The following is an 11,926-nucleotide window of genomic DNA, read 5'->3' on the forward strand; positions in this document are numbered from 1 at the left end:
TAGTATTTTATAAGTAACTTGATATATCTTTTTGAGAGGAGAGTTTATGAAACTAGCAGAAGCATTACAAGAACGATCTGATTTAAATTATAAAATAAGCGATTTAGAGCTTCGCTTAACTCAAAATAGTTTAGTGCAAGAAGGGGAAGTACCGAATGAGAACCCTGAAGAACTTTTGAAAACATTAGAACAATGTGTAAATAGACTTCAAAAATTAATTGCAGATATTAATTTAACTAATTGCAAAACTATTATAGAAGGTCGAACTATTACTGAAATCATTGCCGAAAAAGATTGCGCTGCTTTGCGCCTAACTGCTTATCGAACTTTGGCATCTAGCGCAGGAAGTATCAATTTCCGTGCGAGAGGGTCTGAGATTAAGCTAATGCCGACTGTGAATGTGGCAGACATCCAAAAAGAAGCTGATCATATCGCAAAACAAGTACGTTTATTAGACAATCTATTGCAGTCTGCTAACTGGACAACTGAATTGATTGAAAGCTGATAATAGTTGGTAGTTTGAAACAGGGTGGACACAAAAACTTTTGCTTTTACCAAGCTTATTATGAATATATTCATGGGGCGAATGAAAATCTACGGTGTAGGCCTATTTGCGCACAAAGGTATTGATACAATTTACAATGTATAACCATGTGTCAACTGTAAAACGAGGGTGGCGTTTGGGGACTATATTTCTAGCAACATATACACTGATATGATAGTATTTTGTTTTTTTAGAGATAAATAGGAGAGAGCTGTTTAAATTTGCAGCAATTCCTCATAACTATGGTTTAAATAATCATGAAAAAAGAGCTGATAGCGTTATAGCTATTAGCTCTTTTCTATTGGCTCGTACGTCCTTAGATATTGTATTTTATAACGTCTATTATTCTAAATCATCAAAATCAAATGCCGCTGCTTTTGTATAGTTTGTAACTTTAGCTTCGAAGAAGTCAGTTTTTGTGCTATTCAAGTTGGAGAAGCTTTCGATCCATTCCATTGGATTATCCTTGATTTCAGGATATAAATGAGGCAAGCCGATTGCTTCTAAGCGAATATTCGCAAGGTATTTGATGTAGCGCTCGATAAGAACGTTGTTAAGGCCGAGGATTTTATCATCAGTGATGTACTGGCCCCAAGCGATTTCATTTTCAGCACCTTGACGAATCATGTCCGTAATTTTTGCCTCTAGTTCAGGTGTAAACAAGTCAGGACGTTCACGGCGTAACTCGCGAATGATGTTTTGGAACAATACGAGGTGAGTTACTTCATCGCGGTTGATATATTTGAAGATAGTGGATGTAGCTGTCATCTTGCCTTGGCGTGCCAATGTGTAGAAGAAGCTAAATCCAGAGTAGAAGTAGATGCCTTCTAAGATATAGTTAGCGATGATTGTATGAATTAGATTTGCTTCGCTAGGATCGTCGCTGAATCGTTGGTATGCATCGGCGATGAAGCGATTACGTTCAAGTAATGTTTTATCTGTACGCCATTCATCATAGATTTTGTCACGTGTAATAGGATTTGTTACAGTGTCCAAAATGTAGGAATAACTTTGAGCGTGAATTTCTTCTTGGAATGCTTGGATATTCAATAAGGATGCCACTTCAGATGCTGTAATATAGCGGCTCAAATTAGGCAAGTTTTCAGATTGAATGGAATCAAGGAAGTTCAAGAACGCAATGATTTTATCGAAGGCACGACGCTCGTAATCTGTTAAGTATGGGAATTGTTTAACGTCTTCGTTCAAGGAAATTTCTTCCGGAATCCAGAAGTTGTTGAGCATCGTACGGTACATTTGGTTTGCCCAGTCGTACTTGATACGATTCCACTCGCGAAGGTTCGTGGTATTACCGCCAATCATAGATTGCGTGCCACGGTCACCATTTTCGTTGAAAATCAGTTTTTTATCCATAGTAGGGCTCCTTTATACGATGATGCGACCTATACTGCTATAGGTCGTCATCAGATTTATAATGTTGGTGAAAGTATCTTTCACAGGTTTAGTGCTCTCTAGTTATAGAGCATATTTTTTGTAAACTATGGCAATGATATCTTTAACTTTTACCATAGCTTAAATTGCATTATAGAATGTAGCGTGTATCTATCCTATATTAGGAGGAACAGCTTGTGCATTCATCCATTTCAAGGGATTGGTTACGGATATAGTAGATTGTTTTGATCCCTTGTTTGTAGGCTTCTACGTAAAGGTCAAGAATTTCTTTCGCTTTCATTTGAGGAGTGATGTACAAGTTGAAAGATTGTGCTTGGTCAATATGACGTTGACGCACGCCACAAGCTTTGATGGACCATTGTTGGTCGATTGTATGTGCCTCTTTGTATAGCCAGAATGTTTTGTCGTTCAAATCTGGTGCCGTTTTTGGTGTGAAAGAACCTTTCTTCTCTTCGATGAAGAATTTTTTGAAGATAGGGTCGATACCAGCTGTTGTATTAGCGATGTTGGATGTAGAACCTGTAGGAGCTACGGCCATCAAGTAACCGTTGCGGATACCGTATTTTGCAACGTCCGCAGCCAATTGTTTCCAACGATCAGATGTGTAACCACGACGTGTGAAGTATTCACCAGTTTCCCATTCGGAACCTTTGAATGCTGGGTACGCGCCTTTTTCTTTTGCAAGCTCCATAGAAGCTTTAATCGCATAGAATGCAATGTTTTCAAATAATTTGTCCGCTACTTCGATGTGTTCATCAGATTCCCATTGGATATCATGGTTTACAAGGTAGTGGTGATAACCAGACGTACCAAGACCGATAGCGCGGTATTTATCAGAAGTCATGCGAGACTCTGGCACCGGCGCTTGGTTGATGGAAATAACATTGTCTAACATACGAATTTGAAGGGCAATGTTTTCTTCCAACTCTTCGTCTGTAATACGGCCAAGGCTAATGGAGTTTAAGTTACATGTAACCATGTCGCCTGTGTTTGTTTTTGTAGTAATTGTACCGTCTTCGTTGATGATTTCTTCAGCAAGATTAGTGAAGCCAACATTTTGTGCAATTTCGTGGCACAAGTTGGACGCGTAAATCATACCTGCATGTTTGTTAGGATTTGCAGCATTTACAGTGTCGCGGAAGAAGATGAATGGCGTACCAGTTTCAACAGCGGAGCGCATGATTTTTTTCATCATGTCTAATGCTGGCACTTCGATGCCGTGTAAATTAGGATCTTGTTCACATTCGATATAGCGTTTAGTAAACTCTTTTTTGTCATCTGTATCGAAGTAATTCTCTAAGGAATAGCCTTTTACAGCCAAGATTTCATGAGGGTCAAAGAGGGTGAAGTTTTCACGAGCTAACATACGTTCCATAAAGATGTTTGGAACGGAGATAGCAGGGAAGATATCATGAGCTTTACGGCGATCATCACCGTTATTTGTACGAAGCTCTACGAATTCATAGAAGTCTTTGTGCCAAATATCAAGTGTTACTGTAGCGCCGCCTTTACGTTTACCCAATTGGTCTACTGCAACAGCTGTATCATTGTACAAGCGAATCCAAGGAATAACGCCGCCAGAGGAGTTTTTGAAACCGCGGATATCGGAGTTCAATGCACGAACTTTGCCAAGGTAGATACCAAGCGCACCACCGTGTTTAGATACGCGAGAGAATTTGCTGTTTACGTCGTAGATAGACCATAAGTTGTCGTCTACACCAGAGATAAAGCAAGAGGACAATTGGTGGAATGGTGTACCAGCATTTGCCAAAGTAGGTGTAGCTGTCGTCATTTTTAATTGGCTCATCAAATCGTAGAATTTTTTAGCGTATTTTACTTTATTTTTCCCTTCGACAAGAGCCAAATGCATTGCGATAGCCATGAAACGTTCTTGCGGTAATTCAAAGATTTCTTTGTTAAAACCTTTTACCAAGTAACGGTCAGCCAATAATTTGAGACCTTCATAGTTGAAGAGATAGTCGCGCTTAGGTTTGATGTAATCGCCTAACTCTTGCAATTCGTCAGCAGTGTATTCTGTAACGAAGAAGTCTGCGTATTTTTTCTCTTCTACAAGCATGTTTACAAGATTTGGGAAGTTGCCGTAGCCAAATGCTTTGTAACGACGAGTAATAGCGGCTTCTTTATAGAGATCGAACAAGAATAGGCGGGCTGCTACGAACTGCCAATCTTGGTTCATTTTATTAACTTGGTTGCCGAAGCCGTCGTCTTTTTTAGATATAACTTTTTCGATGGCTGTTTGGACTAAAGTTTTTTGAATTTCTTTAGTGGTCATGCCATCAACGAATTGCAACTTCGCATCCATTTCCAATTCTAGTGGATCACAAGAATCTAACCCCAAACATGCGAAGGCTATCATTCGTTTCGTTTTTTCAACGGACAACGGCTCGAAATGGCCATCCCGTTTCTTGATCATAATCTCCATTACTGTTCCCCTTGAGAGCAAAAAGTCATAAAACTGTTAATATAGTCGTATAAGCATATATAAGATTAGAATGAAATATATAAATTATCTTTAAGTTGAGTCTAATCAGAAAAATAAGAAAACTACTATATATGGTAGTTTTCTTATCTAGCTTATACATTATGTTACGATTATAGCGAAAAATTTCTATATAATCAATATTGACATTTGTAAAATTTTTAATATAGTTTCGCAAAAAATGTTGATATGGTTAAAGATGCGTGAAATTACTGGATTTTATAATTAATTATATAATACGCTAAAAATAATTCTTCGTGCACTGTCTTGATATGCGTAGTAGGAGTGGATTAAGAGTTTATATCCCGTGCCTTCTATAATGACTGAATCTGAAGCCGTTTTTGGCACAGTGAGGAATTTTTCATATATATGATGAACCTCGGTCACGCCATTTGGTAGAGATACCTCTAAATCAAGCCCTTCATTGATGAATCTAAAGTTGATCGATTCATAGGATGCTGTTGGTATGTCAGCTGTACTATCAGCAGGCTCACGTACTTCTAATTCGATGTTAGAAATGAATTTATTATATCCTACAAGCGAAATAACATGAGGTTCTTCAACGGCCGTAAAGCTGATAAACTGAATATTTCGTTCCTTATATATTTCCGTTGCTCCTAGTTTTGAAGAATCCCCCTGTATAATCGTCCTGCCATAGTCTGTAAAATCAGGGTTAAATGTTTCTGTAATAGGCAAGTATACGTGCCATTGACCGTCAATTTTTGTATAGTTTGTAAACTCTCGATGGGACGTGTAACCGATAAAAGGCATTAAAAGGACTGCACCTAGGGTGAGTGCCATAATCGTTGTATGGATCGATGGAGTCAAACGCTTTACAAAGGAATATACGTTATGTGCTAAGAAGATTAGATTGAATGCGGCCACGTAAATCGTATTGAGCCAGAGTACGGGCTCATTTATTACGCGCTTGCCAATCAGGATTAAGCACAATATTGTAATCGTAATAAATAAGAAACATAGGATCCTTTGTGTCTTGCTGCTTTCACTAGATCTGAAACTAGCCAAGTAAAATAGATAGAAAATGGCTACATACGGATAATATGTATAAAGGAACCGCGCATCTTCGCGAAGGCCTAAGAGAATCAATACCAAGTAGATATTAGCTAGAATACCTGTAATGATGGAAGCCTTTGGTAGTATGATTCCAAAAACAACATTATAGAATGTATTTGGTTCTGGTGGTCCATCAGGCTCCTCTTTGTAAGTGCACAGCATGGATATACAGATAAATATATTGATAGCGGCTAATACTTTAAAGATTAGATCATCAAAGGTAAATGGTTTGTTCAGAATGATGAAGAAAAACCATAGAGTCATGATTATGACGACATTATACAGTGTTGATGTAACAATGGTAATACCAATCCGTTTCAGGCGATTGATGATTTCGCCAATGTAGTATTCTCCAGGCGATGTAAAATATAGAGCAATCATAGAGTACAGCCATAGATATGATATATTTTCTGTGGCTAGCTCGATGCCTCGTATGTGATGGTACGTTTCATGAATCGTATATAGACCAACGCTGATACCTATGCTTAATAATGTATATACTACGGAGAACTTTCGATCTCGTGTTATATATGATTGTAGTATGACGATGAAGAAATACAGCCCATAGAACCAAAGGTCTATATCGGCAAACCAATCTTGCTCTAGATAAAACGGTGTACATGAAAATACGGCAATTAATGCCAGTAATATAGGTGACTGCGTTGCTAGGTCCCGCAGCGAAGACCATAAATGTGTAATTGCAGATTTCATAGATTCTCTCCCTTTATAAAAATAAATGCCCCCTCTTATCTGTAGTATACATGTTTTCTAGTGAAAGTCCTATGAGGTTTTACAGGCGTCTGAATTTACATTACAATAACATTAAGAGCTAGTATTTATAGAAAAGAGGTCGTTCACATGGAGTTCTCTTATTTTTTACCAGTACATATCCAATTTGGTTGGGATAAAGTCGATAGTGTTGCTGATTTTGCTAAGCCTTATGGCAATAAAGCGCTAATCGTAACAGGGCGGACAAGTGCCAAAAAATCTGGACTATATGACCGTGTGACAGCAAAACTTGATGCGGCACATATTGAACATGTGTTGTTTGATCAAGTGGATGCCAATCCCTTAACGACGACTGCATTGGACGGCGCTGCTCTAGCTAAATCTGAAAGCTGTGATATGGTTATTGCCATCGGTGGTGGCTCTATCATGGACTGTGCAAAAGGCATTGCATTTATGTCCGTTAACGAAGGTGACATTAACGATTATATCTTTAATCGTAAAACCAGTGATAAGGCGTTGCCTCTTATTGTAATTCCTACAACCTGTGGTACCGGCTCCGAAGGTAATGGCTTTGGTGTACTTACTAATCCCGAAACAGGAGACAAGAAATCCTTGCGATGTAATGCCATCGTACCAAAGGTATCCATCGTAGATCCGGCAGTGATGGGCACAATGCCGCCCCATGTATTGGCATCTGTGGGATTTGATGCACTCTGTCATAATATCGAGGCGTATACTTCTAAAACGGCACAACCTTTTACCGATGCATTAGCTCATTATGCTGTAACTTTGTTAGCACAATATCTTGTGCCTCTATATAAACATGTGAAAGCAATGGCTGAAGGCAAATCAGCTGTTCTCAACGAAACTCAACTTACAAAAGCTTGGGAGTCCGTTACATTGGCTAGCACAATTGGAGGCATGGTTATTAATACCGCCGGTGTAACACTTGCTCATGGCATGGAACATCCTGCTAGTGGGCTTAAGGATATTACCCACGGTGTAGGCCTTGCCGTTATTGAACCTGTTGCAGTGGAATATACATGGAGTGCTAACCCCGATAAATTTGGTGCCTTAGCTCGTATATTCAACCACGGAGATGGATCCGAACTAGGTGAAGCATTACGCTTGATTGTACATGACCTAGACCTTACTACAAACCTTACAGAACTAGGCTTAACGAAAAAAGACATTCCTTGGCTTGTCGATAACGTGTATGTCGTAGCTACCGGCAATATTGCTAATACAATGGCCGATGTGAGTCGGGAAGATATAGAAATGTTGTATAAGAAAATGTTCTAAGTGATATCTGAATATATTAGAATGTATTCATATATTATAATTGACAATTTTAAATCATATCTCTATAATGTGAATTAAAGAGAGACTCGGATATTCACTGTCCCAGCCCTAGGGCTGGGATTTCTTTTTTTAGTCTCTAGTAGTTTAGTTTGTAGAGAGGTGTTATTATGGCAGATCAAAACGACAAGAATGTGGATGCCTTAGCGCAAGAGATTACCTTAAAAAGTCGTGGTCAAGGTAAATTGCGTCAGTTCATTTTATGGATGGGGGCACTCATCATTGGTGCTATCTTAGGATGGCAACATATTCCGGCTTTAAATGAGCTCTTTAATTTTATTGCAGCGGTCTTTACACGTTTGTTCCAATTTATCGCAATTCCAACCGTATCCTTAGCGGTAATTACAACATTATCCATGCTAGGTGCTAAAAAGGATACAGGTCGTATCTTTGGACACGCTGTAGTGTATACCTTGCTAACTACAATCTGTGCGGCAGCTGTAGGACTTGGCTTATTCCTATGGATTGCACCAGGTAACTTACCGCTTGATGTAATCGGTGCCGGTGCAGCTCAAGTGCCTGAAAAACTTGGCAATGTTACGTATTATGATCATTTCTTATCTGTTATTCCAAACAATATCTTGCAACCATACTTACAAGCCAATGTATTGTCTGTAATGTTTATTTCTGCTTCCGTTGGTTTAGCCTTTGCGTTCATGCCACGCACTGAAAATCGCGAAGCGGTGTTGAAAGTCTTATTTGGTTTACAAGAATTACTATTTACATTGATTAAAGCATTACTTTATGTATTGCCAATCGGTATCCTCGCCTTTGCAGGTCAATTATCTGCACAAATTGAAGCGGGCGTAATTGTTGGTGCTTTAGGTAAATATACGGCTGTTGTTATCGGTGGTAACTTGATCCAATTCTTTATCGTAATTCCATTGTTCTTGTTATTCCGAGGTTTGAACCCTGTGGACGTATTCCGCAAAATGTCTCCAGCCGTAGCTGTTGCGTTGTTCACAAAATCTTCTGCTGCAACTTTGCCTGTTACATTGGCATCTGCTGAGGATAATTTGAAAGCTCATCCTGCAGTAGCTCGTTTCGTATTGCCAATTTGTACAACTATTAATATGAATGGTTGCGCAGCTTTCATTCTTGTCACATCTTTATTCGTAATGCAAAATGCGGGAATGGAATTGACTATGGGCACAATGGTGGCCTGGTTATTTATTGCTGTTCTCGCTGCGATTGGTAATGCGGGCGTTCCAATGGGTTGTTATTTCTTAACCTTATCCTTGATGAGTTCCATCGGTGTACCAATTGGTTTGCTTGGTATCATCTTGCCAATCTATACGATTATCGATATGATTGAAACCGCTGAAAACGTATGGTCTGATGCATCTGTATGTGCCATGGTTGACCATGACCTTCAAGGTAAATTGGACGACTCTAGCGGCGACGATATGCCTCAATTCCAAGGTGCTTAAATTCGTAGGTTAGATAAACTTAAGAAAATACTTAATTATATAACTCAAATAAAAGGTTATCCTGTAAGGGGATAACCTTTTTTATCTACTAGAGTAGTTGTAATTGTGTAATGATAATTTCGATTAGAAATATAGTTGTTAGAATACTAAATTTTAAAACTGAATTATACTTTTAAAAACTAATAATAGTCACATTACTAGATATGCATTTTATGTTATACTTTCAGATAGAATAATATCGAATTAATAGAAGGCTAGTTGGTACATTAGGTGCGGATTAGAGAATAAAATGAAAGATAAGTCAGTATTACCGATAGAGAAACAATTAAATAAATTTCTCCAACCAAAATGCCTCATCCCAGGTGGTCTTGGTTTATGGGAAATATATTTTCGTAAGATTTGCGCGGCTTGGGGTGAGATTAATGGCGAAATTCGACCACAGCATATCATATTTTCTGCCGATAATGGTTGTAATATGGAAGGCTATGTTGGGTATAACTACGAGGTGACGCAAAAGCAATCCCGTAATATGCTCTTAGGTCGCTCGTCAGCCACACAATTTTGTAACTTTAATAATATTCCTTATGAGGTCGTGGATGTAGGCATTGCCTCAGATGATGGTATCGGCGTTAATCGCAAAGTAGCGAAGGGAACAAAGAATATTTTGCACCATGCTGCCATGACTGACGATGAATTTAATAGAGCCTTTCAAGCTGGCTATGAACGGGTTCAGTATTATGTAGAACAAGGAATCAATCTGTTCTCCTTTGGTGAAATGGGTTTAGGGAATACGACAACCTCTGCGTGTGTGTTGTCTGCATTGACGGGGGCTGATCCGACGGAAACCGTGGGCCCTGGTTCCTGGCCTGACAAACCAGATTTGATGAAGCGTAAAATTGACTTTGTCCGTTCTGTATTAGATATACATAAGGAGCGTATTATTGCTGAAAGTGAGACTCACCGAGTTCGTAAAATTGTAGCCCATGTAGGGGGCTTTGATATTGCCGCTATTCTTGGAGCCATGCTAGCTTGTGCAGATTTTGAAAAGCCCTTTGTTATTGACGGTTTTATTACAGCTGTAGCAGCTGCTTGTGCAGCACATATAAACGCTCGTGTTGTGGACTATGCGTTACCATCGCATCAGTCTAAAGAAAAAGGCACGGAACTGGCTTTGGCTGAGGTGGGGATTACACAAGATATGGTTCCTATACAAGCACAAATGTCGATGGGAGAAGGTACAGGTGCCATCTTGATGGTTCAAATGTTAAAAACCACACAATACATGTTTGTAAATGTGGGGACCTTTGCAGATTTGATGAAATTATGAGGTAGAAGAATGGAACTAAATAAATACTTTGATATACATTTTGAACGAGCCGATGATGCAACTATTGCTAAAAGGTTGATAGGTGGGGCTAAGGTTAAGGGTCCTGCTTTGGTTATCCTGATCCTCTCCATGTTTATTGCCTCTATTGGGTTGAATATGAATAGTACAGCCGTTATTATTGGTGCTATGCTTATATCGCCGTTGATGGGACCGATTCTAGCAACTGGCTTTGGCTTCGCTACGCTTAATTTTACAGTTGTGAAAAGTGCTATTTTAAGATTGTCCTTACAGATTACGATTGCTGTTTTGGCATCTGCTTTATATTTTTATATTTCCCCCGTTCAGACAGTTACATCTGAACTATTAGCGCGTACAGAACCGAATATTTTTGATGTATTCATTGCTATATTTGGTGGGTTAGCTGGGATTATTGGTCAAACGCGTAAGACCTTAGATAATGTCATACCAGGGGTAGCGATTGCGACTGCACTTATGCCACCACTGTGTACGGCAGGATATGGACTGGCTAATGGAAATTGGCATTATTTCTTTGGGGCTGGGTATCTATTCTTTATAAATGCATTTTTCATCTTCTTTGCATCTTTTATTGTTTTAAAAGGTGTATATAGTTTGCCATCCCATAAGCAAGCAGAAGAGATTAATCGTCGTAATCAGCTAATATTTCTTGTGATTGGTCTTATTATGGCTATACCAAGCATTTATGCAGGCTATGATATGACCATCAAGTATTCTGAGTCAAATCATATAGAGCAGTTTATTAAGACCAATATTAATCAAGATGGGCGTCGACTAGTGATTGATTATTCATTGGACCGAGTGAATAAGCTAGTAGATATAGTAGTTGTAGGAGCTCCTGTGACTTCAGAGGAACGATCCCAGTTGGATGATAAATTACAGAAAGACGAGTATTTGCAGTCTTATGCAGTGCGATTTGTTAATAGTGTAGATGAGAAAAAATCTGCTGTGGATAAGACGAGCTTGAATAAAGCCTCGGAGGATCATGAAAAATATACAAACTTGAGTAATCTGTACCAGCCGACTTATCAACTAGTAAGTGAAACTATAAACACTATGAAAACGACAGAAGCTGAAGCAAAGGCGTTATTCCCGTTTGTAAGCAGAGTGGAAGGCATGCCTTTGATAGATAATTTAGAACAGCCTAAAGCGAATCGCTATATGGTGATTATCCATACCGCGTCCACTGTATCTGATGCAGATTCGGAACGAATAAAAGCTTGGTTAGAGGCTAAATTATCAGCACCTGTAACTATTTCTGTGGAGCAAACAACGTCAACTTTATAATTGAATCTTTTGATTTTGATTAGATTGTTTATTATATAGAGCGATATTTATAACGGTACTAAGTTTGATTGTACCTATTAGGTATATTACCTAGTAGTACGGGGAATCATCTTAGTACCGTTTTTATGTACTTGGCATAGCTAAATGTAATTACTCTTATCTTGCTATAGATTAAGGTTATATTAATTGATATATAAAATCTATTATACGAATAGGAATTAAATTTGCTA

At 38.7% G+C, this 11,926-nt stretch carries 8 protein-coding genes; 5 read left to right on the top strand and 3 right to left on the bottom strand.

Going from position 1 to position 11,926, the window contains the following annotated elements; translation table 11 throughout:
• Positions 1-46 precede the first annotated feature (46 nt).
• Positions 47-505: a DIP1984 family protein gene (locus tag HMPREF0874_RS05685; RefSeq protein WP_008602307.1), complete on the top strand. Its 459-nt coding sequence runs from the start codon at positions 47-49 to the stop codon at positions 503-505.
• Positions 506-886: 381 nt separating this feature from the next.
• Here the strand turns inward: HMPREF0874_RS05685 and HMPREF0874_RS05690 are convergent, their stop codons facing one another.
• From HMPREF0874_RS05690 to HMPREF0874_RS05700, 3 genes are all read right to left on the bottom strand, one after another.
• Positions 887-1,915, bottom strand: a complete 1,029-nt coding sequence (locus HMPREF0874_RS05690; protein WP_008602308.1) for a ribonucleotide-diphosphate reductase subunit beta — start codon at positions 1,913-1,915, stop codon at positions 887-889.
• A gap of 199 nt (positions 1,916-2,114) precedes the next feature.
• The gene (locus HMPREF0874_RS05695) at positions 2,115-4,397 is read right to left on the bottom strand and encodes a ribonucleoside-diphosphate reductase subunit alpha (RefSeq protein WP_012864842.1); all 2,283 of its coding nucleotides are present in this window, start codon (positions 4,395-4,397) and stop codon (positions 2,115-2,117) included.
• A 282-nt stretch (positions 4,398-4,679) separates the two neighbouring features.
• Positions 4,680-6,239, bottom strand: coding sequence for a hypothetical protein (locus HMPREF0874_RS05700; RefSeq protein ID WP_008602310.1), 1,560 nt, complete (start codon positions 6,237-6,239; stop codon positions 4,680-4,682).
• 147 nt (positions 6,240-6,386) lie between these two features.
• Between HMPREF0874_RS05700 and HMPREF0874_RS05705 the strand changes: the two genes are divergently transcribed.
• From HMPREF0874_RS05705 to HMPREF0874_RS05720, 4 genes are all read left to right on the top strand, one after another.
• Positions 6,387-7,559 carry an iron-containing alcohol dehydrogenase gene (locus HMPREF0874_RS05705; protein WP_008602311.1) on the top strand — a complete coding sequence of 391 codons (1,173 nt, stop codon included), beginning with the start codon at positions 6,387-6,389 and terminating at the stop codon, positions 7,557-7,559.
• A 167-nt stretch (positions 7,560-7,726) separates the two neighbouring features.
• A complete protein-coding gene (locus HMPREF0874_RS05710; RefSeq protein ID WP_008602312.1) occupies positions 7,727-9,046 on the top strand; it encodes a dicarboxylate/amino acid:cation symporter in 1,320 nt (439 codons plus the stop codon).
• Positions 9,047-9,335: 289 nt separating this feature from the next.
• Positions 9,336-10,373 carry a nicotinate-nucleotide--dimethylbenzimidazole phosphoribosyltransferase gene (locus HMPREF0874_RS05715; protein WP_008602313.1) on the top strand — a complete coding sequence of 346 codons (1,038 nt, stop codon included), beginning with the start codon at positions 9,336-9,338 and terminating at the stop codon, positions 10,371-10,373.
• Between the two features lie 9 nt (positions 10,374-10,382).
• Positions 10,383-11,696, top strand: coding sequence for a DUF389 domain-containing protein (locus tag HMPREF0874_RS05720; RefSeq protein WP_008602314.1), 1,314 nt, complete (start codon positions 10,383-10,385; stop codon positions 11,694-11,696).
• Positions 11,697-11,926 lie beyond the last annotated feature (230 nt).

This window comes from Veillonella sp. 6_1_27 (assembly GCF_000163735.1).
GTDB classification, from domain to species: domain Bacteria; phylum Bacillota; class Negativicutes; order Veillonellales; family Veillonellaceae; genus Veillonella; species Veillonella parvula_A.

Bases quoted from the DNA above. Each gene is read 5' to 3' on its own strand.
- HMPREF0874_RS05710 (WP_008602312.1), top strand. From the start codon at position 7,727: ATGGCAGATCAAAACGACAAGAATGTGGATGCCTTAGCGCAAGAGATT.
- HMPREF0874_RS05720 (WP_008602314.1), top strand. From the start codon at position 10,383: ATGGAACTAAATAAATACTTTGATATACATTTTGAACGAGCCGATGAT.
- HMPREF0874_RS05715 (WP_008602313.1), top strand. From the start codon at position 9,336: ATGAAAGATAAGTCAGTATTACCGATAGAGAAACAATTAAATAAATTT.
- HMPREF0874_RS05705 (WP_008602311.1), top strand. From the start codon at position 6,387: ATGGAGTTCTCTTATTTTTTACCAGTACATATCCAATTTGGTTGGGAT.
- HMPREF0874_RS05690 (WP_008602308.1), bottom strand. From the start codon at position 1,915: ATGGATAAAAAACTGATTTTCAACGAAAATGGTGACCGTGGCACGCAA.
- HMPREF0874_RS05695 (WP_012864842.1), bottom strand. From the start codon at position 4,397: ATGGAGATTATGATCAAGAAACGGGATGGCCATTTCGAGCCGTTGTCC.
- HMPREF0874_RS05700 (WP_008602310.1), bottom strand. From the start codon at position 6,239: ATGAAATCTGCAATTACACATTTATGGTCTTCGCTGCGGGACCTAGCA.
- HMPREF0874_RS05685 (WP_008602307.1), top strand. From the start codon at position 47: ATGAAACTAGCAGAAGCATTACAAGAACGATCTGATTTAAATTATAAA.